The sequence below is a fragment of the Nodosilinea sp. FACHB-131 genome (assembly GCF_014695395.1).
Classification (GTDB): Bacteria; Cyanobacteriota; Cyanobacteriia; order Phormidesmidales; family Phormidesmidaceae; genus Nodosilinea.
On the sequence record NZ_JACJOF010000033.1, the window covers coordinates 126,742 to 149,885 of the forward strand.

The following is a 23,144-nucleotide window of genomic DNA, read 5'->3' on the forward strand; positions in this document are numbered from 1 at the left end:
CGACCACTAGCAGGCATGGCCGGACTATTCTGCGTGGCACAGCCGCAGGTTGGTGAAGTCTTTACACCACCGCAGCTAGACAAACATCGCGTCAATCATATCGCGATACCGTGCCGTAACCACGGGACGGCGGACTTTTAAGGTTTGGGTCAGCAGGCCGTTGTCAACGGAAAAGGGTTCGAGGATTAGGCGAAAGGGGCCAACGCGATCGTCGGGACGATAGCCAGGGCGATCTTTCACTTCGCGGCCCAGCTCATCGCGAAACAGCTTCTGTACCCGCTCGTCGTCGAGGGTAATCACGGTGCAGTCAGCGGGGGCTGGGGCATCGTCGCCCGGTACCGCCACAAACAGAGAGTGAGTGGCTGCCCAGGCCTGCAAAGCCTCTAGATTAGGCACGATCAAGGCACCGAGCGATCGCTGATCTTGACCCACCAGCATAATCTGGTCGATGTACTTGCTGCGAATGCAGGCGTCTTCGATAGGTTGCGGCTCAATGTTTTCACCGTTGGTCAGCACGATGGTGTCTTTAGCTCGTCCGGTAAGCACTACATTGCCGTCGCGGCTAATCCAGCCCAGGTCACCGGTGTCAAACCAACCCTCGGAGTCGATCGCCTTCTGGGTGGCCTCGGGGTTGCGGTAGTAGCCCTCCATAATCTGTGGCCCCCGCGCCAGTACCAGTCCCTGGCCGCCTTGGGGCAGATCTTGGCGGGTTTCAGGATCTACCACCTTGATTTCGGTAAAGGGGATGGGCTGCCCTGCTGCCCCCCGCAAATTCCGCCAAGGCCTGCGGGCCGAGAGGACGGGAGCGGTTTCGGTCAGGCCGTAGCCTACGATCAGCTGTACGCCAATAATTTCAAAGAAAATATCGATGTGCCGGGCCAACGAGCCGCCGCCGCTGATCAGCTGCTTGACCTGTCCCCCAGTGGCTTCACTGACTTTGCCGTAAACCAGCTTTTTGCCCAGCTGATGCAGGGGCCACAGGGCCAGGGCCGCCACCCCCGACCCCAATCGCTTGAGAGACGGCAGGTCAGGCTCGTCAATTTTCATATCCTGGTAGCGCCAGAGGTTTTCGACGTAGCGCTGGCTCAGGCCAAAAAAGGTGAAGATCAGCTTTTGCTTGCCGGGGGTTTGTTCGCGAAACTGCTTTTGCGCCCCTTCGTAAATCGACTCCCACAGGCGGGGCACACCGACCATGTACTGGGGTTTGGTGGCCTTGAGGTCGGCCTTAAGGTGGCGAATGCTGCTGTAGGTTTGGGTGCAGCCCCGCGACAGCAAAAAGTATTCGGCGGTGCGCTCAAAGCTGTGCCAGGAAGGCAAAATGCCCACCACGCGATCGCCCGGTTGAGGCTGCACCACCGCCTCCAGAGTGTTGATCTGATGGAGCAGGTTGCGATGGCTGAGCATCACCCCCTTGGGCTGGCCGGTAGTGCCGGAGGTATAGATCAGCGTGGCCAGATCTTCGGGCTTAATGGCGACCGGGGTGTAGGGGCGATCGCCCCCTAGGGCCATCAACTGACCAAAGTTGAGCAGCTTGAGGCGATCGTCCGCGGACGGCTCTTCGTCCGACAGCAAAATCACCAGGGAAATGGGCAGGGTTTCGATGCGATCGCGCAGTCGCTTCAGCAGCGCCAGGGTCTCGACCACTAGCACGGTGCTCTCGCTGTGCTCAGCAATGTAGGCGAGCTCTTCGGTTTCAGCGGTGGCGCTGCGCACGGCGTTCATGCCGCCAGCGGTCATAATGCCCTGGTCGGCAATGAACCAGCGGTGGCTGTTGTCGGCAAACAGGGCCACATGGGCGCGATTTTCGACCCCCAGGGCCTGCAACCCGATGGCAAAGGTGCGAATAGCCTCAGCCAGTTGACGGTAGGTGAGGGTGGCGGCGGGCTTGTAGTGGGGGTCGTTGAGAGCCACCGTATCGCCGTATTTCTCCGCCGCAATCGGCCAAATTTCGTGCAGGGCCTGAAGCCGCTCGTAGGGGTTATGGGCTTCTAGGCAGGCGCGATCGCGCTGTCGCACCGCTTGCAATGCAGTTGTAGATCCGGGCATAGCGGCCACCAAGAGTTCAGAAAGCTTGCGGTAATCCTACCGCAGCCTGACTCAAGGCTAGCCCTAAAGCTGATGGGCCTTAACATTACCCCTTCCAGAAATTGAACTGGCTGGAAGTTGGACTGGGGAGAGAGGTGCGATCGCAAACCTTCAAACTGGATTCAGCTAATTGCAAACCGCTTTTATTTTTAGCGGCGCAAAATATAGATAGTTAGGGTTTAGGCGGCCCAACCACCGCTGACGCCGTCCCGCCAAGTTCTGTATTCGAGTCCAGCGTGACTCAACACCTCATGTTATGCACCTCTTGCCAAAACAAACCCCATTGCTTAGCCGCCCAGCTAGCCGAGGGAGACGCTGCCTTAGCCCAGCTGCTGGGGCAGCTCAAACGCTGTAGCATCAAGCCACCCCGCCGCGATCTTGGGCAGCGGGTCAAAGCCTGCTGGCAGTTTCTCCAAACTACGCTTCGCAAAGCCGTCCGGCTCCCTAGATGGCTACGGCCACACTAGTTAGCCGCCTCAAATACTGTCTCATCTTCCTGTCGCCAGGCGGGGTCAACCAGGCAAATAAACACCAGTGGGAGATCGCCCGTGTTGCGAATGTGCTGGCGGGCGTGGGGCGGTATGTACACGGCATCCCCCGGCTCGACCGGGCTAGTTTCGCCGTCGATAGTCATTTCCCCCTGACCCGCCAGAATGTAGTACACCTCAGAAGTGGTGAGGGCGTGGGGGGTAGACACCTGCCCCACCGGCAATATGGCATGGGCCAAACTGTAGCGCAGGGCGAGGTCTTGCTTGTCGGGGTGCAACAGTTCTCGCAGCTGAGTACCGTCACCGGCAACAAATTCAGGGCAGTCAAGCAGTTTACGAATTAGCATGGCAGCGGCAGTTACGGCACCCTTCTGCCAGCTGCGCCCTCCTAGGTGGGGCGGGTGACAGTGGGCAGGTCGGACAATAGGGCGGCTTTCTCCGCCATCATAACCTCCACGGCGGCGGGCGCTAGGGGACGGGAGAACAGATAACCCTGACCCAGCTCGCACCGCAGCGCCTTGAGCTGGGCGTGGTGGCGCGGTGTCTCCACCCCTTCAGCCACCACATCGAGGCCCAGGTTCCAGGCCAAGCGCACCACCGACTGCAAAATCTCCAGCTTTTCAAAATCTTGGTCGGCGTTCTCAATGAAGGAGCGATCGATTTTGAGGCAGTCAAAGGGAAAGCGGTGCAGATAGCTCAGGGAGGAATAGCCCGTGCCAAAGTCATCCACCAGCAGCTTAATGCCTAGGGATTTGATCTGCTGCAGGGTGGCAATAATGCTGTCGGAGTGGTCGATCAGCACCCCTTCGGTCAGTTCAATTTTGAGCCGATTGGCTGCAAAGCCGGTGTCGTTCAAAATTTTCTGAATTCTTTCGACAATGTTCTGCTGCGAAAACTGCTTACTCGACATGTTGACGCTCACCGTAAACTCAGCCATAGCTGGGTATTGCTCGGTCCACACCTGCATCTGCCGACAGGCTTCGGTCAGCACCCACCAGCCTAGGGGAATAATCAGCCCGCTGGCCTCGGCAATGTGAATAAATTCCCCCGGTGGCAGCAGCCCTCGGGTGGGATGCTGCCACCGCACCAGGGCCTCAAAGCCGCGAATTTCTTCGTTGCTGAGGGTGACGATGGGCTGGTAGTGCAGCCGTAGCTCGCTGCGCTCAAGAGCCTGGTGGAGGTCAACTTCGGTTTGCAGGCGCAGATCTTGTTGCACCCTGAGAGAACTGTCAAACACCTGCCAGCCCAGGTCAGGATGCTCTTTAATCTGCTCCATAGCCGCATCGGCATCGCGCAGCCAGTCAAAGGCGTTTTGGTAGGTCTCGGAGCCAAAGGCAATTCCAATGCTGGCGTTGACATAAACCTGCTGCGGCTGGAGCTCAAAGGGTTGCTGCACCGCCGCGTGAATTGTTTCAGTTAGCGCGATCGCGCTAGCGGGAGTAGTCAACTTGTCTAGAAAGATGGCGAACTCGTCTCGCCCCAGCCGCGCAACGATGTCGTTGGGGCCAACCTGGGTCTGGAGGCGAGTCCCTAGTTCGATCAACATTTCGTCGCCCACCTGGTGCCCCAGGTTGTCGTTGATTCGCTTGAACTGCTCCAGACCGATGACTAGCAGCGCCATCACCCGCTGAGGGTCATCCTGGGCCCAAGCTAGAGCCTGGCCCAGACGATCGACCAACAGATGCCGGTTGGGCAGCCCCGTGAGCGGGTCATAAAAGGCCTGCTGCACCAGACTGGCTTCCTGCTGTTTGGCAGCGGAGATATCGCGCAGAGTTAGCAGCGCCATACCAGAAGACAGGCTACCGCTACAGGCCACCCAGTGGGTTCGGGGGGGCAGCCCCACGGTCAGTATCAATTCTTCGTTGTGCAGGTGCTGACCAGCGAGCACTCGGCTTAGGGGTAGCTCAGACCGGGTCAGGGGCTGCTGCTGCGGATCGAGCACCTGATAATCTGGCTGGTCGCCGCTGCTCCCTAATCCAGCGATTCCCCCTGGCAGCAATGCCTCAGCCACCGCATTACAAAATAGCAATGACCCATTTAGGTCAACGACAACGACCGCGTCGGGCAGGGCGCTCAGCACGGCCAGGTACATCTCGGCATCGGGGCAAGAGGGCTGTGACATAGGGCCAGAGGTGAACGAAGGGGAGGTCGTAAAAATCCAGAGCCAGTCTATCGATGGGGGCGATCGCAGCTGGTAACTTTAGCTTGCCCAAAATACCGATGTGGACTCGCCTGAAGCGATCGCTCTCTTCAGCGTAAAGCCCTGACCTAGCTTGAGAAACTTAAGATAAAGTGCTGTAAAGGATGTGTAAGGTCGCCAGGGGCTGCCCCAGCGGTCAGCTCAAGGAAGCCAGTCAGGCCCTAAACTAAAGCTGGTGCATCGGTGGAGAGATTTGACCCGACAGTTCTACACAACCGACTGACCTCAGAGCCGAAGAGAAATCCTGAAGCCGACTAGATTGCCAAAGGCTCTGCTGCGGCTATGGGCAACCAAGCCAGCTGGCCTGCCGCTGGGCATTGGGGTATGAGGTCTGTGGTTAAATGACCAGGCTGACAAAGACATTCTGGGCAGCATGGAGCAAACACTACTGGGAGGACGGTACCAAGTTGTCCGACGGCTGGGGTCAGGGGGGTTCAGCCGTACCTTTTTAGTGACCGACATCCACCTGCCAAACCACCCTCGGTGTGTGATCAAGCAGCTCAAGGTACAGGACAAAGACACCGGCACCCTCGATATGGCCCGGCGGCTATTCGACACTGAAGCTCGGGTGCTCTATCAGCTGGGTAATCATCCCCAAATTCCGGCGCTGATGGCTCACTTTGAAGAGGGCCAAGAGTTTTATTTAGCTCAGGAATATATTGAGGGCAGCCGCCTCAACCGTCAGGTCGAAGAGGGCAAACCCTGGTCAGAAACGCGGGTGGTGCTGCTACTTCAAGAGGTGCTAGAGATTCTCTCCTTTGTCCACCGCCAGCAGGTGATTCACCGCGATGTTAAGCCCTCCAACCTGATCCGCCGCCACCGCGACGGCAAGCTGGTGCTGATCGACTTTGGGGCGGTTAAGCAAGTCACCTCATCGCCGCTGCTAGACGCCGAGACCGGCGCCACCAACATCACCGTGGCCATCGGTACCCACGGCTATATGCCCAACGAGCAGTATGCGGGCAAGCCCCGTTTTAGCAGCGATGTGTACGCTGTGGGCATTCTCGGCATTCGGGCTTTGACCGGCATCCATCCTCAAAAAATTGAAGAAGACCCGATTACCAGTGAGCTGTCCTGGCGCCACCATGCCCCAACGGTGTCATCGTCGCTGGCGGCAGTAATCGACAAAATGGTGCGCTACGACTTTCGCGATCGCTACCCCACAGCTCAAGAAGCCCTCGAAGCCCTGCAAAATCTGCCCAACCCCCTGCATGGCTTGCTGGGCACCCAAATCTACCAGACCTGGATGAAGGGAGCCAACGGTCGGGGGCCAACATTTCCAGGAGACGACAGCGACACTGACGTAGGCCTCACCGAAACCTCGGAGCCCACGGCCTTTGCCGACGATCAAGAACCCACTTCACTGTTTCCAGTCGATTTAGCCTACGGGGCCAGTGAAGCGGTGCCGCTGGTGTCTTCAAACCTGGCAGTAGAGGAGTTGAAGTCCCATAGGCACCGCTCGATGGTGGTCAGCAGTCTGATCGGGGCGCTGAGCCTGCTAGTGCTCTGGCGCAGCGGCCTCACCATCGCCTTTGAACCAACCCCAGGGGCTGCCGTACCGTTTCAGGCAGCGGCAATTCCTACCCTGACTACTGATTTTGGTCTGCTGCTGCCCCCCGAAGAAAAAGCGGTCTACCTCACCCGCCAGGGCGATCGCCTGCGCTACCAGGGCCGTTACCCCGACGCCCTCGTCACCTATAACCAAGCGGTCGAGAGTCAGCCAGACTATGCGCCAGCCTACCTAGGGCGCTGCCGAGCCCTGATTGCCCTCAAACGCCCCCTGGAGGCCATAGTTGCCTGCGACGACGCTTTGGCCTACAGCACCTACTACCCTGAGGCCGTTCGCAGCAAGGGCAATGCAGAAGAACAGCAGGGAAAGCTGTTGGCCGCCCTAGAGCTGTATGAGAGCACCAACCGCCTCATGCCCGCTATGTTTGAGGCTTGGCTCGACCGGGGCCGCGTGCTGCAAAAGCTAGGTCGCTCTGCCGAGGCCATTGGTGCCATTGACCAGGCGATCGCCCGCAACCGTGAGTCAGCTGAAGCCTGGACCGTGCGCGGCGAAGCTACCTGGGACCTCCAACGCTACGACCAGTCGATCATTGCCCTCGAAAAAGCCCTGCAGATTGACCCCGACTACGGTCCGGCTAAGGAGTTGCGCAAGCGGGCGCGGCAGACTTTGGGGAGGTAAGGGTGATGAGGGAGGTAAGGGTGATGAGGGAGATGAGGAAAATAGGGGAGATGAGGGGGATTGGGTAAGCGACAGTCTTATGCTTCCGCCCTCCTTACCTTCCCCATCCTCCTCATCTTCCCCACCCGCCTCACCTGCCCTACCGCCTAATTCCCCAGCACCTCCACCCGAATCTCGGTCTCTAGACTAGACCCTACCCGGCTCCCCTCTTGAGTCGTGCCGCTGACGGGCAGAGTTTGCGCCGGAAAGGGGCTGGCCGCTAGGGCAATATGGCGATCGCTGACCGCTAGACCCTGGGTGGGGTCAAAGGCGCGCCAGCCCCCACCCGGCAGGTAGGCCTCGGCCCAGGCGTGCAGGTCGCGATCGAGACTTGTGCTGTCGCCCTCCTCATAACCGCTGACAAAGCGAGCCGCCACCCCCACCGCCCAGCAAGCCTCCATAAATAGCACGGCAAAGTCGCGGCAGCTGCCCAGCTTTTTGCCCCAGGTGATGCCCCCTGGCCAGGGAGCGCCCGTTGGTCGGTTGGTGTACTCACAGGCTTCGTAGATGCGGCCCACTAGAGCGGTCAAAAAAAGCCCAACGTTGCCCTCTACCTGGTGAGCCAGTGTCTGGGCCAGGTCAACTACTCCAGGCCCCAGGGCAGGGGCACTGGCTGAAGCCAAGTAGGGGGCTAATGTGGTTCCCAAGCTGGTGGGATAGTCGATGGGTAGGGTAGTGGCCCAAGGCTCTGCCAAATAATCAAAGGGGTTGGTGCGATAGGTTTCGACCTCAGCAGTGGTGATAATTTCAAACTGCTCTACAGGGTTAGGCGCAAACCACAGACCTACGGTGCTGTTGCCATCGGTATCGGCGATCGCGCTCTGCTGAGTTGGCTTTGGGGTGACCTCAAGGGTAAAATGCCGCAGCTGCTGAGCACCGTCACTACGGGGTCGCAGGCGCAGAGTGTGGGGCCGCAGGGTGACGGGCTGCTGATAGCAGTAGCGGGTTAGGTGGCGAATTTGGTAGCGCATAGCCAAATAAGAATTGAGCAGAAACTTAGCAGAGCACAGACAGGCAATAACGTCACACCAAGCTAGGCAAACTTGTTTTCTGCTTCTGAGCCTAACTACAAGAGTCAACAAAAAACTAGCGATCCCCGAAATCAGAACAAAAAGGCGGGATCCGGACTCGGAGATTAAAGGTAAGCACGATAACCGGTCGACATCCGTCGACTCAGAATTGTAAACAGCCGTATCAATTTTTGGCTTGCTAGCTCTATCTAAAGGCGGGGATCATTGCCCCGAGCTTGATCCCAAGATTAAGGATTTATAAAATAAACTTACACCTCTAATAAACGAGGCGATAATAAACACCAGGGAAGATGAGATTTTGGTCTGCATTTTTGAGCGCCACTCAAGTAATTCCCGTGATGTTTTGTCCATTGCGGGAACTCTTTTTAATAAGATCTAACCCCAATAATATCCCTTAATTGTTCTGTCAAAAAGCTGCCGGAGTTACAAAATGATTGGTCATTCTCAACAAGTACACTGCCCTAACTGTGGACACCTAGCCGAAAGGCACCACACTTACCCCGACCAGCAGGTGCAAACTCAGTGCGCCGCTTGTGACTACCTCATGATTACCTGCGCCGTCACCGGCAACGTGATTGAGGCCCACGCACCGGGTATATTCGCCGCTTCGGCTTGCTAGCCTAGGCTTGACCAATCGACCGGCATCCACCTAAGGTTCTTCCCCCTTAGGTCATCGCAAATTTGTTATCCCCGGCCTTGCCTTAGCGGCAGCGTCGGGGATTTTTAATTGGGGATTGCCGCTGGGGATGTCTCTGGCTGGGACGAAGTTGATATAGTCGAGGCCGTAACGATAGGACAAACTGCGCCAAAGGGGCTAGCCATGGACATGATTTTGCGAAACGGTAAGCTATCCAGCGGTGAGTCAGTCGATATCGGTCTTAAAGATGGCCGCATAGGGGCCATAGAACCCAATTTAGCTATCTCAGCCGCTCAGGAACTTGCCCTTGGTGGCAGGCTGGTCAGCCCGCCCTTTGTAGAATCACACATTCACCTTGACTCGGCACTGACGGCGGGACAGCCCCGCTGGAATCAAAGTGGCACCCTGTTTGAAGGCATTGAGATCTGGCGCGATCGCAAACAGTCCCTCACCCTAGAAGATGTCAAAGCGCGGGCGATCGCCACCCTCAAGCTCCAGGCTCAGCAGGGAGTACTCTTTGTGCGCACCCACGCCGACGTCAGCGAAACCAGCCTCACCGCCCTCAAAGCCCTGCTCGAAGTCCGTGACACAGTCAAGGACTGGATCACCGTGCAAGTCGTTGCCTTTCCCCAAGACGGCCTCTACGGCAGCCCCGGCAATCTTGAATTAATGGAGGAATCCCTCAAACTGGGGGCCGACGCCGTCGGTGGCATTCCCCACTACGAAATGACCCGCGAAGACGGCGTCCAGTCGGTACACCGCATTTTTGAGCTGGCCCAGCGCTACGATCGCCTGATCGACATCCACTGCGACGAAATCGACGACGACCAGTCGCGCTTTCTAGAAGTGGTCGCCGCCTGCGCCGTGCGATCGGGCCTTGGGCCACGAGTCACCGCCAGCCACACCACCGCCTTTGCCAGCTACAACAACGCCTATGCCTTCAAGCTCATGGGCCTGCTGGCGCGATCGCAAATCAACTTCATCGCCAACCCGCTAATCAACATCACCCTCCAGGGCCGCACCGACACCTACCCCAAACGGCGCGGCGTCACCCGCGTCAAAGAACTCTGGCAGCAGGGTATCAACGTCAGCCTAGGCCACGACTGCGTGCAAGACCCCTGGTACAACCTGGGCACCGGCAACATGCTCGATGTCGCCGCCATGGCCGTCCACGTCTGCCAAATGACCGGCCAGGACGAAATCGCCGCCAGCTACGACATGATCACTACCAACGGCGCTAAAACCCTCGCCCTAAACAATTCCTACGGCCTCGAAGTCGGCAAACCCGCCAACCTCATCGTTCTTGACGCCGACAGCCCCTATGACGCGATCTGCCGCCGCGCCACCGTCACCCACGTCTTCTCCCAAGGCAAGCTGCTAGTGCAGACGAAGCCGGCAGAGGTGAAGTGGGAGTAGGTAGTGAGGAGTGGGGGGTTAGGGGGTGGATGGGTGGATGGGTCGTTGAGGGGATGAGGAAGGTGAGGGAGTAGGGAAGTAGGAGTAAATGTTGGCCATAGGCCCATTGGCAAAACAGAGGTTTAAACCAATGATCAGTTATTCCTTTCCGTGAGGTCAAGGACGACGGAACGTCCTTGTCGATGGGGGTCTGGGGCCAGCGAAATGGCCCCGGCAGCAGATCTGGCCTTCACCCCAATTGTGCGCCGCAAGCCCAGATCTTTAGCTGAGAAACCTTCCCTCTCTCCCAACCCCTCTCTCAGAGGGCGAGGGGAGCAATTCATCGCGTTCCTTTAGTGAAAATAAGACGCCCCATTCACATCAAACGTCGCCCCAGTCGCATGGGGCGCTAATCCTGCCACCAAAAACGCCACCAAATTGGCAATATCCTGCGGCTCCGCCGGTGCTCCCATGGGAATGTCCCGCGTCACATACTCCGCTCCTCGCTCCGCCATCACCTGCTCAATGCGATCGGTACGCACAAACCCCGGAGCGATCGCATAGGCCCGCACCCCATCTGTCGCAAACCCCTTCGCGATCGTGCGGGTCAGCCCGATCACCCCGCCCTTCGATGCCGCATAGGCCATAAACTCTGGCCCATCACCCCGAAACGCCGCCCGGCTCGCCAAGTTGACTAATGTGCCGCCCCCCCGGGTCTGAAAATGGCTAATCGCCTCTCGACACAGATCGGCCATGGCAACAAGGTTGACCTGAAGCGTCTCTTGCCAGGCCGTCGCCCACTGCTCCCACTCAGCCGTAATTGAGGCGGCGGGCATAGTCGCGGCATTGTTGATCACCGCACTCACGCTGCCTCGCCAAGCTAGGGACTGTGCCCACAACTCTAGAGCCGCCCCCGGCACCGCTAAATCGGCACGAACCAGGTGAGTGCGCTCATTGCCGAGGTCAGCGGCGAGCTGCCTGATCTCAGCTTCACCCTGGCTGTAGTGAAGAATAACCGCCGCTCCAGCCTCATGTAGAGTACGAGCGATCGCTGCCCCAATCCCTCGCGAGGCTCCCGTCACCAACACCGTGCTGCCCTGCAAATCAATCAAAGTCATAGCCATTGCCGCGTTAGTAGTTCAGCACCCAGCGTTTTGCCGCTGCCCCATCTCAGGTTGTGGAGGACAGGACAGCCATAGCCAATGTACAGCGCAGCTTAATTCCCCAAGAATGTAAACAATTTCGCAATATTTATTTACATTGTGTTACGATCGGCTCACTGAAGCAACGGAGAATACCCCATGACCACTAGTGGTTACACCACCGAAGAGGGCGGTCGTCTCAATAACTTTGCCGTTGAACCAAAAGTTTACGTCGATGACAGCCAGCAGTTCGGCTTCAACGAATATGCTGAGAAAATCAACGGTCGCCTAGCAATGCTGGGCTTTGTGTCGGCGGTGCTGTTTGAAGCAGCAACGGGCCACGGCATTGTCACCTGGCTCACTCATCTATAGCTAGAGCTTCTGCTGGGTTTGGGCTAACGCTAACGCCTTGAGCAATTAAATTGTTGCCAACGAAAAAGTCATCATTCCCACACCCATATTTCAAAAAACTTGTGTTACGTTAAGTAACAGGATATTGATTTTTGGCCCTTTAATCATTTAGGAGATATCCACCATGGAAGCCAACCAGACCAAGTTCGGATTTGTAGACTTTGCAGAAACCTGGAACGGCCGTTTGGCTATGCTGGGTTTCGTAATTGGTGTTGCCACTGAGTTCTTGACCGGCCAAGGCATCCTGTCTCAGATCGGGTTGATGTAAGCCATCTGCAAATTCGACAATTAAATAGCAAAAAAGCGGAGAGTGAAGTTCACTCTCCGCTTTTCCGTTGTCAACCGTGAGTTTAGGGCGTTGTTATCAATTCGGACCAAAATTCTTATCCCGTAGGCATTGCCGCGCCCGACCTAAAAATAGGGTAGGGACTGTAACCGCTGATTTTTGTCCGTTGGCGGTTAATTAACGACAGCCCCTAGGCCCCAGGGTCAAGGTATTACATCATGCGAGTGAGCGCAGTTATCTTAGACAGCTTGACAGCATTTAGCCCGTCTAGGTCACCGAGGCTTAGCCAGCCTTCTTTAATCAAATCAGCAAACACAAACAGCAGCGCTGACTCTCGATCGTCATACTTGCCGTCAAGTTCGTGCCGACGGGCGCTGAGAAAGTCGTGCAGTTGCCAAACGTCATCAGTACTAGCAATAGAACTCGCCTGTTCCCGTACCACCTGCACCAATGCCTGAATTTCTCGCTGGTACGCCTGGTCAAAGGCGGCCTTAGCAATGGACTGCTCCTGTATTGTCCACTGGAGTTCGCTAGTCTGCATGATTCAAAGATTGAAAAAGAGGATGAAAAACTGCCATAGATGACTCCCGAGAATGCACTCAGCACCATCGCAGTGCTTGAAGCGACACCTCAGTTGGATAGGGCTGCGGCTGAACCCTCAGTGGTGGTCAGCCCCTGTCTATATTTGTGTAGCAACCATGGATATCTATCTATATTAAGGAATATTACAGAGCTTTGCAAGCTCTCATAAACCATAGGCCACCCCCAACTGAGGGTGGCCTGTAGTCTGTTTAGGTTTAGGCAAGCCCAGCTAGGCAGCTAAACCAGAAACCGGCTCTTTGCTAGAGGGTATCCGCCGATCGCAGTTCAGAAACCCGGTTTCTGGCTACGCCTCGTCAAAACTCTAGCGGACTAGGTTTAGCAGCTCTTTAGGAGAGGCCAGTAGGTCGATCGCCACAAAGAAAATCTTGCCCTCAGGGTTGAGCAAAAATCGCCAGGCAATATTCATACCGACACCAGCGCCAAACCAGGGGGTTTGCACCTTGCCAGTCACCTTAATTTGGGTAAAGCCATCAGCGGCAGGTTCGGTAACCCCGCGCTCAGGGATCAGTTTGAGGTTTTGGCAATCTTCCTGAAAGAAGCGCAGCACGTTGGCCTTGCCCACGATGGGCCGCTGGAAGGGGGGTTGCAGGGCACCATCATCGGTAAATAGCTCGATGAGGGCAGTAAAATCGTTGGCATTGAGGTTGTTCATGTAGGCCAGTACCGTTTGGTTTGTGACCCCCTCAATGGAAACTGGGCTGCGCTTGGCCACATCCTGGGGTGGCACTACAGGCTCGGCTACGCGGGTGTAAGAGCCCATTTGCTTGGGGTCAAAGCCCATGTCAACCACGGCATTGCGCAGCACCGTAATCTGCTGCCCCGACTCCAGGTTGCGGATCGATTGCAGCACCGCTGAGGCGTTAGCCGACAACTGATAGCCTTCGGGAATGGGAGCGACAAAGCCTTCCTCCATCCACTGACCCAGCTTGTACCAGAACCCCAGCTTAATGTTGGGCGACCAAGTGGAGTAGGTGCGGCCAATGGGGGTGTCGGCCCGGTTGGCTAGGTCGCACATAACCTGCGACTGCTCCTGGAACGACATGGCTTTAATTTCGTTCATGGTGGCTTCAGCAAACTGCATGCTAGCCGCGCCGGGAGCCGCAATGGTGATGCCCTTGCCCATATCGAGGTAGGCAAACCAAATTAAGGCTAGTTGGTCTTCTGCACTCAGCTGCGTAAAGCGAGCAATAGTAGCGGGTACCGCATCAGCAGTCAGGGTACTGGGGAAGATATTGCGTGCTGAATCGAGAGTGAACGGCATGTTATAGCTTCCTTAAGGATTACAGAGTGAAATGATGTAGGTTTTGAAACATTTCCTAACAAAACTTAACATTCAAGGTCTATTCCCGCAAGCTCAACGGAAACGATGCGATCGCGCGCTTTGATCTGGGGGCAAAATCCTTAGAATGGAGATGGCCTCTCAATACTTTTGGTAGCTATAGCCCATGGAAACGCTTGCCCTTACCCCTCCCAACGTGGAACAGGTTCTAGATGAACTGCGTCCTTACCTGCTGGCCGATGGCGGCAACGTAGAGCTAGTTGAAATTGATGGCCCAGTGGTCAAACTCCGCCTCCAGGGAGCCTGCGGCTCTTGCCCCAGCTCTGCTATGACGCTGCGCATGGGCATTGAGCGTCGCCTGCGCGAGTTTATTCCTGAAATTGCCGAGATTGAGCAGGTATTTTAGGAATGCTGATATTCTGATCTATTGGCAAGGGGTTTCCTGTCAAAGAATCAGATTTCAGATTGTAGAGGGCTGCTGTGCTAGATCTAAAGCAAATACGAGAAAACCCGGAGCGGGTGCAGTCTGCTCTGGGTAAGCGGGGCAAGTACGATTTGACCCCGCTGCTAGAGCTAGACCAGCAGCAGCGCCAGATAGAGACGGTGCGATCGCAGCTCCAGGCCCGCGGCAACGAGATCGGTAAGCAGGTCGGCCAAACCATCAAAGCTGGGGCCGCCCCCAGCGGTCCCGAAGTCACCGCCCTCAAGGACGAAGGCAACCAGGTCAAGGCTGAGCTGCAAACCCTGGAACCCCAGGAGCGCGAGATTAAAGCTCAGATTGAGGCTATTCTGCTCGGCCTGCCTAACTTACCCAGCGACACCACCCCCGTCGGCAAAGACGAAACTGAAAATGTAGAGGTGCGCCGCTGGGGCGACGAGTATTTACCGAAGCAGCCCGCCAAGCCTCACTGGGAAATTGGCGAAACCCTAGGCATCCTCGACTTTAAGCGCGCCGCCGAAAAAATTGCCCAGAGCCGTTTTGTCGTCCTTAAGGGTGCAGGTGCCGCGCTAGAGCGAGCGCTGATCTCCTTCATGCTCGATCGCCACACCAAGGCGGGCTACGACGAAATTATTCCTCCCTATCTGGTGAATTCGGCCGCGCTGACTGCCTCAGGCCAGCTACCTAAGTTTGCCGAAGAAAGCTTTCAGTGCCGTAACGATGACCTGTGGCTCACGCCTACCGCCGAGGTGCCTCTTACCAACCTGCACCGCGACGAAATCCTTGCGGCTGACCAGTTACCCATTCACTACTGTGCCTACACCCCCTGCTTTCGCCGCGAGGCCGGCAGCTATGGTAAAGACACGCGCGGGCTAATTCGCCTCCACCAGTTCAACAAGGTGGAGATGTACAAGTTTGTGCATCCCGACATCTCCTTCGACGAGCTAGAGGCGCTGGTGGGCGACGCCGAAGACATTCTGCAACAGCTCAAGCTGCCCTATCGCGTGCTGGCGCTGTGTACTGGCGATCTGGGTTTCTCCAGCTGCAAAACCTACGACCTCGAAGTGTGGATGCCCTCTTCTGAGAGCTATCGCGAGATCTCTAGCTGCTCAAACTGCCTAGACTTCCAGGCCCGTCGTGCCAACATTCGCTTTAAATCAGCGGGTCAAAAAGGCACCCAATATCTACATACCCTCAATGGCTCGGGGCTAGCCATTGGCCGCACCATGGCCGCTATTCTCGAAAACTATCAGGAGGCCAACGGCTCAGTGCGAGTACCTGAGGTGCTGCAACCCTACCTCAACCGCGAGTATCTGTAGACGCTTACAGGGGAAAGCGATAGACAATTGCCCCGGTATCTTTGACATCAAAAGACGCATCGAGAACCTGAGCTTTTTGGTCGAGAAACGCTTTGGCCTGCTCAACTGGCATCTGTGCAGCCGCCGCAAACTGAACAATGGTGAGGTCGCCCGCTTGGTTTTGAAGCAGCTGTAAAAACATCTGCTCTTGCTGTAGTGACAGTGATTGGGATGTTTGCTGGTTACTGTGGCGCAGATTCCATGCCAGCCAGGTGCCCAGCGCTGCGGGAGCAACGCCAAACAACATTAAGGCAACCCCGTCAGCTAGATCGTCCATCTCGTCGTCGGAGTCGACAATCTGGACGGTTGCCAGCAGCGTAATAGATAGTCCAAACAGCAAACAAGTCCCGGCCAAAGCTTTCTGTAGCATTCGCATAGCCGTATCCTCTTCCGATCGCTCTCGACTTTGACGGTTATCGTAACCATTGTTTCTCCAGCTCGCCCACGGAGATTGGCTACTTCTAACCCTCTATATAATAAGAAGCAACTCAGTTGCCGTGGCAAGCTATGACTATCCCACCGGATACTCCAGTGGGCAGGCCCGTCTATCTAGCTCGCAGACACCTATAGGGGAAAGCGGTAAACTACGGCCCCATTGTCTGAAACGTCGAACGAGGCATTCAGCTGCTGCGCTTTTTCGTCTAGGTAAACTTTGGATTCTTCCAGCGACAGTTGGGTTGCGGTGGCAAACTGAAGCACTGTTAGGTCGCCCTTGTGGTCTTGAAGAAGCTGTAAAAACCGCTGCTCTTGCTGATCGGCTAGGTCTTCCAGCGATCGCTCGTGTTGCTGGCGCAAATTCCAGACCAACCAGCCTCCTAAGGCCGTTGGCGGCAGTCCAACAACCAGCAGCGCCGCGACAGAGTCCGCTCGATCCTCAGCATCGTTGGTAGGATTAAGGATCTCAGCTGTTAACGCAAGCACAATGAACAGCCCAAGGGACAAACAAACCCCAGCCAGCACCTTTTGTAGCAGCCGCATAGGTATCCTCTACAGAATCCAGATCGATGTGGCAGTAATTTTGCCAATCAATGTCCCTAGCTTACCCGCAGACATGCAGCCTGTTTAAGCTCCATTCAGGTTGCTTGACTCGATGTTCAACAACTTGAATGAAGTTAAAGGCTTAGGTTCGCAAAGCAAACAACTGCTTGAGCACCGACAATCGAGAACAATCCCAATAGTCAATATGGGATATTACCTTGCCATCTTCCCCTAGCCCAAGCTCGCTGCGACCGGGGATACTCATGCGCGGCTGCCAAGGTACTGGGGCTATCCAACTCAGCGTCCAGCGAGTGTCAATTTGGCTGGGGCTGGAGTACTCTATCCCGTGCAGTTGTAGGTCGACATCCTTGAACCAGCGGCTGATAAAACCAATCATGCGCCGATAGCGATCGACGCCGCGAAACTTATTCAACGGATCCTCAAAGTACACGTCGTCGGCGTAGAGGTGGTAGCTCTGATCGCAGGGGAACCGCTGGTAGTCCAAGCGAATTTGTTCAAGAATATCCATGACGTTAAAGCCTCAGGGCAATGCCGTAGCCTAACCCTAAGTTTGACTCACTGATGCCAAAATTCTACTGTCAGCTACGCCGAGGCTAAGGTTTTGTTCTGTATCTACAAAATTTGAGAAAGGAATTTTTGGGTGCGGTCTTCGCGGGGGTTGCTGAAGAACTCTTGGGGCGTATTTTCTTCAACCAAGTAACCGCCATCCATCAGCACCACGCGATCGGCCACCTCGCGGGCAAAGCCAACTTCGTGGGTAACACACACCATGGTCATGCCTGATTTGGCTAGACCTCTCATCACATCCAGCACTTCCCGCACCATCTCAGGGTCGAGGGCGGAGGTGGGTTCGTCGAACAGCATGACCTTGGGCTGCATGGCGAGGGAACGGGCGATCGCCACCCGCTGCTGCTGCCCACCCGACAGCTGACCGGGGAACTTATGGGCCTGCTCCAAAATACCCACCCGCTCTAGCAGCTGCATCGCGACTTCTTGAGCCTTAGCCTTGGGCCAGCGGCGCACCCAGATCGGGGCCAACGTCACGTTTTGCAGCACTGTCAGGTGAGGGAACAGGTTGAATTGCTGAAACACCATGCCCACCTCACGGCGGATGGCCTCAATATTCTTGAGGTCGTGGGAAATGGTGATGCCATCGACCTCAATAGAGCCCTTCTGGTAGGGTTCTAGGGCATTGAAGGTGCGAATAAACGTCGACTTACCTGACCCAGACGGCCCCATGACCACTAGCACTTCGCCCTTATAGACCGTCATGCTGACGCCTTTCAGCACGTGAAAGCCGTTGTCATACCACTTTTCCACATCGCGAGCGACAATCACGGGCTCGGTGCTGGTAGCGTGGGCCGATGGTTGCTCCGTCTGAGACTGTGTCATGAAAGGTTTCCTCTTTATCGCGCCCTCGGGGCTGCTAACAACTCACGAAATGAACGTTCTCAACATAGCTCGACCCGACAGAACGGGGCGCTAGCGCAAGATAATGCTATTTTGCCTTAACCCTAGGAGGTTTCTGAATTCCAGACTGTCAACTGTTACACGGAGAGATATTTTGCCGGGGAGCATCTAGTGTTCGGTGTTGAGCTTCTCCTCAATTTTGCGGCTGGCCAAGGACATGGCGTAGCAAAAGAACCAATAAATCACCGCTAGGAACAGGTAGACCTCGGCGTAGCGCCCCAGGTAGGCCGGGTTGGCCAAGATTGATTTACCAATGCCCAGCAGCTCTGCCAGACCCACAATCGATAGCAGCGTCGTGTCTTGAAACAAACTGATGAACTGCCCTACGATCGCCGGAATCGCAATTTTGAGCGCCTGGGGCAGAATAATTAGGCCCAGGGTGGTGGGGGTGTTGAGCCCTAGGGACATCGCGGCTTCGCGCTGGCCGCGAGGCACCGCCTGCAAACCGGCGCGCACGTTTTCGGCCAGATAGGCAGCGCTGAATAGAGCCAGGGCAATGACCGCCCGTAAAATGCGATCGGGCCGCGACCCAATCGGCAAAAACAGCGGAATCATCACCTGGCCCATGAATAGAAAGGCCACCAGGGGCACACCCCGCACCAGCTCAATGTAGACGGTAGACAGCAAGCGCACCACCGGCAGCGCACTGCGCCGCCCCAGGGCCAGCAGCAGCCCCAGCGGAAAGCACAGCACAATGCCACTCACGGCGGTAAACAGCGTCAGCACCAGCCCGCCCCAATCGTTAGTGGACACAGGGGTGAGCCCGAGGCCACCGCCAATTAGCCACAGGGCCACGAAGTACGACAAAAACCAGGCCAGGGACACCCACTTGCCAATGCCGGGGAACTTTCGCCCGACTTGGCGACCCGCTACGGCTGCGATCGCCACCAGTGCCACCATCGGCAGCAGCTTTAAGGAACTGGGCCGAGTTGGCGGAAACAGCACAATAAAGGCACACACTAGCCCCAGGCCAATCAGCACACTGCGGCTAAACAGGGTAGAGACATTGCGCCCCAGCACGCCCCATGACAGCCCTGCCAAACCGCAAACCACGGCCAGTAGGGCCCAAATGCGGGCATATAGCTCCGAGGGAAAGGTTCCGGTCATAAACAGGCCGAAGTTATTGGGTATGACCTGCCATTGGGCGGCGGTCAAAGCCCAGGAAACCAGGCGAAAAATACCCCAGCCGAGGATACCGACAATAATGACGGTCAGGAGACTGTTGAACCAGTCGCTGAACAGATTTTTTTTGGCCCAGGCCACTGGTCCCAGGGCCAATATCTCAGGGGGTGCAGAGGAGAGAGAGTCAGGCGTTACGGAGGTCATAGCTTAGCGCTCCTTAAACTGCACAGATCGGTTGAACTGGTTCATCACCACAGTTATGAGTAGACAGAGGGTTAAATAGGTGGCCATCATGACCACGAAGACTTCAACCGGTCGGCCAGTTTGGTTGTAGGTGGTGGTGGCGATCGAATAAATTTCAGGAAAGGCGATCGCAAAAGCCAGGCTGGAGTTTTTAGTCAGGTTCATGTACTGACTGTTCATCGGTGGAATAATCACTCGCAGGGCCTGGGGAAACACCACCAGCCGCATCACCATGCCCGCATTTAGCCCCAGGGTGCGGGCGGCTTCCCACTGCCCCTTCGATACCGACTGAATGCCCGCCCGCACAATCTCGGCCACAAAGGCGGAGGTGTAGAACACCAGCGCCGTCAGAGAGGCCACATACTCCCGCGACAGACGCAGGCCCCCAGTTACGCCACCCCCTTCAACACCCGCCGGGACAGTCCAGTTCATACCCAGGGTGATGATGGCCAGCCAGGCTAGCGCTACTACCGCCAGAGCAATGGACTGAGCCTGGCCGCCGACCCCAGTTTCAATGCGAATTTTGGTGCGCCAGCGCCAGAGGAAAAGGGCGGCGATCGCCGCCCCAACCGTAGCCGCAATGCCCAATATTGCCAGCAGCGCACTACTGGCCCAAGGAATATAAACCCCCCGATTATTCAAAAAAGCCAGCCCCAGTATCCCAATCTGGTTAGCCGGGTTGGGCAGGGCACCAAAGATAGCGAAATACCAAAAGAACAGCTGCAACAACAGCGGAATGTTTTGCACCAGCCCCACATAGACACGGCTGAGCTTTTGCAACAGCCAGTTCTTAGAAAAGCTTGCCACTCCAGCTACTACGCCTAGCAAAGTGGTCAAAACAATACCGCCTACTACCAAGGTCAAAGTATTGCCCAAACCCACCATCAGTGCCCGCCAGTAGGGGTCGTTAGGGCGATACTGAATCAAGCTTTCGCCAATGCTGAAGCCAGCCGGGTTCCGCAAAAAGCTAAACCCAAAGGCCCGCCCCTGCTGAATCAGGTTGCGATTCAAATTGCCCAAGAAAAAGCTCAGCAAGAGCAGGACAACGAGCAGCGTAATCACCTGGAAGGCAATCTTCCAAAAGCGCTCATCCCGCAGCATCGCCTTCAAGTCGAAGGATCTGCTACCGCTATCGTGGGCCATTTACGTCACCTGCGTTGAGTCAGTGCAAAAGCTTTAAGCAAAATAATCCAAGAGGGATGTCAAGAAAAGTTCAATTTGTTACAAGGATTTATGAAAAAGGCGCAGTCTAGCTGCGCCTTTCAACGGGTAGTTTGGGGGAGAAAGCTGCGGTGAGGGCTAGAGCCTCCTACCAATCAGCCGGCCTTCCCTAGCGGAAGGGGGGAGAGTACATCAGGCCACCCTCGCTCCACAGCGCGTTTTGGCCGCGCTCTAGGGCAAACTCAGAGTCAGCCCCTACGTTGCGATCGTAGACTTCGCCGTAGTTGCCCACCTGGGTAATCACCTTCACCATGAAGTCGTTGGGCAGCCCCATATCGGTGCCCAGAGTGCCCTCCTGACCCAGGAAGCGAGCGATGTCAGGGTTCTCGGTGGCTTCAAAGGTGGCAATATTCTCAGAGGTAATGCCAAACTCTTCAGCCTGAATCAACCCATAGGTGACCCATTTGACGACGTCGTACCAGCTGGAGTCGTTGTTGGTGGTCACAGGGCCCAGAGGCTCTTTAGACATGGTGACTTCGAGCAGGGTATGCTCGTCGGGGTTGGGCAGGGTGCTGCGGCGAGCCACCAGCTGCGATTTGTCAGAGGTCATGCCCTCGCAGCGACCTTCATCATAGGCAGCATAGGCGGCATCAGCATCTTGAAACACCACCGGTTCAAAATCGACACCGAGCTGACGCATTTGGTCAGTCAGGTTGAGCTCAGTGGTGGTACCGGTTTCCACACAAATGGCCTTGCCGGCGAAATCTTCCAAGCCAGCGATACCGCTGTCTGTACGCACCAACATTCCCTGACCATCGAAGAAGGTAGTGGGCGCAAACTCAAGGCCCACGCTGGTGTCACGGCTGATGGTCCAGGTGGTGTTGCGGGAGAGCATATCAACTTCCCCCCCCGAGAGAGCCGTAAAGCGCTCAGTCGAGTCTAAACGGCGATATTCTACGGCTTCGGCATCGCCCAAAACGGCGGCGGCAACGGCCTTACAGATATCGACATCGAGACCGGTGTAGGTGCCGCTTTCATCCACGAAGCTAAAGCCCGGAATACCACCATCCACGCCACAGATCAGCTGTCCACGCTCTTTAACAACGTCGAGACGGCCACCACCAGCGGGAGCGGCTTCCCCATCAGCGTTGGTGGTAGTAGTGGTTCCGCCACCACAGGCGGCCAGCGTTAGCCCGAGGGCAGCTGCGAGTAAACCCCACTTGCGCATGAATCAATCCTCACTCACAAAAGACACTGCAAAATTTACACCCAAACCGTTGGAGTGTTGCACTGGGTTAACACTCCAACGGTTTGGGTTTTCATTTTGCATCAAGGATAACAATATCCTGGCAGGGAATCTAAACCCATCCGGATCCATCTGCTTGACGGTCCAGGAGAGCCTCAACCTTACGCCTAATGAAGTTGGTTTAGTGCTCCTGTGCCAGGTCGCGAATTAGAGGAATTTTGTCGCGAATGTAGTGATGAAGCTGATCGGTTTCGGCCTGATTAATCGGCTGCTGCCCAACGAATTGCTCTAACAGCCAGCACACTAAACCGTGGTCATCTAGGGCTAAAAGATGACTGCTTTGGGACCGTTCTACCAAAGACCACAGGTGTCTTAGAAGCTGGGGGTTCATAGCAGCTCTTAATAATTTCTTTAGATTTATACTAGGGCATTGACTCACTGATGCACCAGGGTCAATAAATTATTAATATTTCCTAAGGAAACTATAGCCATCTACCCTAGGGTCGAGGTTTTCTTGGATGCGGTGGAGGTTTCCCAGACCGTAGGGCGGGCGACAGTGCAGATGCCCTCTACGGCGATGTCGCTGCGTCGCAGGGCTAGGGCCGCCGATTGAGCCGTGGCGCCGGTGGTGAAGATATCGTCGAGCAGCCACACCGTAGATTGCCGGAGAGTCTTGAGCTGGGCCGGAGCGACGGCAAAGGCTTGGGCCAGATTTTGCTGGCGGCTGAGACGGTCAAGGCTGTGCTGAGCTTGGGTGGCCTGCACTCGCAACAGGCTTCGGCTGTGTAGCGGCAGCCCAGTCAGCCGACAAAACCATTGGCCGATCAGGTCGGCTTGGTTGAAGCCCCGCTGCTGCAACCGGGTGGGGTGGAGGGGAATAGGGACGATCGCCACCGGACCAGCCCCTGCCCTAGATCGAGGGTTGTGATCAAGCCAGGTTTGCCCTAGCTCAGTGCCCAAGAACTGAGCCAGGCCAGTGTGGCCGCTGTATTTGAGGCTGCCGATCGCTTGGCGCAGGCTGTCTTCGTAGCGCCCCCAGCTCAGTACTGTCAGATCTGGAATACTGCGATCGCAGGGTGTTGAAGCCTGGCACTGACGCACCTGGCGGCAGCAGCCGGAGCAGAGCACGGCGGATGTTGATCGCTGACACAGGGGGCAAGGCTCCGCCAAAAACAGGCTGAGCATCTGGCGTTTGCCCTGGCCGAGCCAGGTCTGGATAGAGGAGCGGCTGTGCATGAGATCTGCCCTAATAGCTAATGGCCGAGATGGCGCTGGATCTATTGTCAGAGCCACAGCGGGCAGGAACGAGGGTAGAAATAGGG

The 23,144-nt window shown here is 56.3% G+C and carries 23 protein-coding genes; 7 read left to right on the top strand and 16 right to left on the bottom strand.

Annotated elements, in window-relative coordinates; translation table 11 throughout:
• Positions 1–75: 75 nt before the first annotated feature.
• The 3 genes from H6F75_RS22605 to H6F75_RS22615 all read right to left on the bottom strand — a co-directional run bounded on the left by H6F75_RS22605 (position 76) and on the right by H6F75_RS22615 (position 4,695).
• The gene (locus tag H6F75_RS22605) at positions 76–2,046 is read right to left on the bottom strand and encodes a long-chain fatty acid--CoA ligase (RefSeq protein WP_190754739.1); all 1,971 of its coding nucleotides are present in this window, start codon (positions 2,044–2,046) and stop codon (positions 76–78) included.
• A gap of 502 nt (positions 2,047–2,548) precedes the next feature.
• The gene (locus H6F75_RS22610) at positions 2,549–2,920 is read right to left on the bottom strand and encodes a cupin domain-containing protein (RefSeq protein WP_190754741.1); all 372 of its coding nucleotides are present in this window, start codon (positions 2,918–2,920) and stop codon (positions 2,549–2,551) included.
• A gap of 41 nt (positions 2,921–2,961) precedes the next feature.
• On the bottom strand, positions 2,962–4,695 hold the full coding sequence (locus H6F75_RS22615; protein WP_190754743.1) for a GGDEF and EAL domain-containing protein: 1,734 nt from the start codon (positions 4,693–4,695) through the stop codon (positions 2,962–2,964).
• Positions 4,696–5,146: 451 nt separating this feature from the next.
• Between H6F75_RS22615 and H6F75_RS22620 the strand changes: the two genes are divergently transcribed.
• Positions 5,147–6,961, top strand: a complete 1,815-nt coding sequence (locus H6F75_RS22620) for a serine/threonine-protein kinase (RefSeq protein WP_190754744.1) — start codon at positions 5,147–5,149, stop codon at positions 6,959–6,961.
• A gap of 146 nt (positions 6,962–7,107) precedes the next feature.
• Here H6F75_RS22620 and H6F75_RS22625 read toward each other — a convergent pair whose 3' ends face one another.
• Positions 7,108–7,971, bottom strand: a complete 864-nt coding sequence (locus H6F75_RS22625; protein WP_190754746.1) for a transglutaminase family protein — start codon at positions 7,969–7,971, stop codon at positions 7,108–7,110.
• Between the two features lie 490 nt (positions 7,972–8,461).
• Between H6F75_RS22625 and H6F75_RS22630 the strand changes: the two genes are divergently transcribed.
• Together H6F75_RS22630 and codA are read left to right on the top strand one after the other, a co-directional pair.
• The gene (locus H6F75_RS22630) at positions 8,462–8,650 is read left to right on the top strand and encodes a replication restart DNA helicase PriA (protein WP_190518145.1); all 189 of its coding nucleotides are present in this window, start codon (positions 8,462–8,464) and stop codon (positions 8,648–8,650) included.
• 201 nt (positions 8,651–8,851) lie between these two features.
• Complete coding sequence (codA, locus tag H6F75_RS22635; protein ID WP_190754873.1) at positions 8,852–10,084, top strand: cytosine deaminase; 1,233 nt, start codon at positions 8,852–8,854, stop codon at positions 10,082–10,084.
• 332 nt (positions 10,085–10,416) lie between these two features.
• On the opposite strand, the gene H6F75_RS22640 is transcribed toward codA, so the two are convergent.
• Complete coding sequence (locus tag H6F75_RS22640; protein WP_190754748.1) at positions 10,417–11,181, bottom strand: SDR family oxidoreductase; 765 nt, start codon at positions 11,179–11,181, stop codon at positions 10,417–10,419.
• A 183-nt stretch (positions 11,182–11,364) separates the two neighbouring features.
• On the opposite strand from H6F75_RS22640, the gene H6F75_RS22645 reads away from it, so the two are divergent.
• Together H6F75_RS22645 and H6F75_RS22650 are read left to right on the top strand one after the other, a co-directional pair.
• Positions 11,365–11,577, top strand: coding sequence for a chlorophyll a/b-binding protein (locus tag H6F75_RS22645; RefSeq protein ID WP_190754749.1), 213 nt, complete (start codon positions 11,365–11,367; stop codon positions 11,575–11,577).
• A gap of 163 nt (positions 11,578–11,740) precedes the next feature.
• Positions 11,741–11,884, top strand: a complete 144-nt coding sequence (locus H6F75_RS22650; RefSeq protein ID WP_190754751.1) for a chlorophyll a/b-binding protein — start codon at positions 11,741–11,743, stop codon at positions 11,882–11,884.
• Between the two features lie 229 nt (positions 11,885–12,113).
• Here the strand turns inward: H6F75_RS22650 and H6F75_RS22655 are convergent, their stop codons facing one another.
• Positions 12,114–12,443, bottom strand: a complete 330-nt coding sequence (locus H6F75_RS22655) for a hypothetical protein (protein WP_199304073.1) — start codon at positions 12,441–12,443, stop codon at positions 12,114–12,116.
• Between the two features lie 363 nt (positions 12,444–12,806).
• A complete protein-coding gene (locus tag H6F75_RS22660; RefSeq protein ID WP_190754752.1) occupies positions 12,807–13,766 on the bottom strand; it encodes an orange carotenoid-binding protein in 960 nt (319 codons plus the stop codon).
• Between the two features lie 184 nt (positions 13,767–13,950).
• Here H6F75_RS22660 and H6F75_RS22665 point away from each other — a divergent pair, with 184 nt between their 5' ends.
• Positions 13,951–14,190: a NifU family protein gene (locus H6F75_RS22665; protein ID WP_017299982.1), complete on the top strand. Its 240-nt coding sequence runs from the start codon at positions 13,951–13,953 to the stop codon at positions 14,188–14,190.
• Between the two features lie 74 nt (positions 14,191–14,264).
• Positions 14,265–15,542, top strand: a complete 1,278-nt coding sequence (gene serS, locus H6F75_RS22670; RefSeq protein ID WP_190754754.1) for a serine--tRNA ligase — start codon at positions 14,265–14,267, stop codon at positions 15,540–15,542.
• A gap of 4 nt (positions 15,543–15,546) precedes the next feature.
• Here the strand turns inward: serS and H6F75_RS22675 are convergent, their stop codons facing one another.
• The 9 genes from H6F75_RS22675 to H6F75_RS22715 form a co-directional block, all read right to left on the bottom strand.
• Positions 15,547–15,957: a hypothetical protein gene (locus H6F75_RS22675; protein ID WP_190754756.1), complete on the bottom strand. Its 411-nt coding sequence runs from the start codon at positions 15,955–15,957 to the stop codon at positions 15,547–15,549.
• 188 nt (positions 15,958–16,145) lie between these two features.
• On the bottom strand, positions 16,146–16,559 hold the full coding sequence (locus tag H6F75_RS22680) for a hypothetical protein (RefSeq protein WP_190754758.1): 414 nt from the start codon (positions 16,557–16,559) through the stop codon (positions 16,146–16,148).
• 142 nt (positions 16,560–16,701) lie between these two features.
• Positions 16,702–17,088, bottom strand: coding sequence for a DUF2358 domain-containing protein (locus tag H6F75_RS22685; RefSeq protein ID WP_190754760.1), 387 nt, complete (start codon positions 17,086–17,088; stop codon positions 16,702–16,704).
• A 104-nt stretch (positions 17,089–17,192) separates the two neighbouring features.
• On the bottom strand, positions 17,193–17,972 hold the full coding sequence (locus H6F75_RS22690) for an amino acid ABC transporter ATP-binding protein (RefSeq protein ID WP_190754762.1): 780 nt from the start codon (positions 17,970–17,972) through the stop codon (positions 17,193–17,195).
• A 186-nt stretch (positions 17,973–18,158) separates the two neighbouring features.
• On the bottom strand, positions 18,159–19,376 hold the full coding sequence (locus H6F75_RS22695) for an amino acid ABC transporter permease (RefSeq protein ID WP_190754764.1): 1,218 nt from the start codon (positions 19,374–19,376) through the stop codon (positions 18,159–18,161).
• 3 nt (positions 19,377–19,379) lie between these two features.
• Positions 19,380–20,558 carry an ABC transporter permease subunit gene (locus tag H6F75_RS22700; RefSeq protein ID WP_190754765.1) on the bottom strand — a complete coding sequence of 393 codons (1,179 nt, stop codon included), beginning with the start codon at positions 20,556–20,558 and terminating at the stop codon, positions 19,380–19,382.
• A 187-nt stretch (positions 20,559–20,745) separates the two neighbouring features.
• The gene (locus H6F75_RS22705; protein WP_190754767.1) at positions 20,746–21,804 is read right to left on the bottom strand and encodes an amino acid ABC transporter substrate-binding protein; all 1,059 of its coding nucleotides are present in this window, start codon (positions 21,802–21,804) and stop codon (positions 20,746–20,748) included.
• 199 nt (positions 21,805–22,003) lie between these two features.
• Complete coding sequence (locus H6F75_RS22710; RefSeq protein WP_190754769.1) at positions 22,004–22,213, bottom strand: hypothetical protein; 210 nt, start codon at positions 22,211–22,213, stop codon at positions 22,004–22,006.
• 101 nt (positions 22,214–22,314) lie between these two features.
• A complete protein-coding gene (locus H6F75_RS22715; protein ID WP_190754771.1) occupies positions 22,315–23,058 on the bottom strand; it encodes a ComF family protein in 744 nt (247 codons plus the stop codon).
• Between the last annotated feature and the right edge of the window lie 86 nt (positions 23,059–23,144).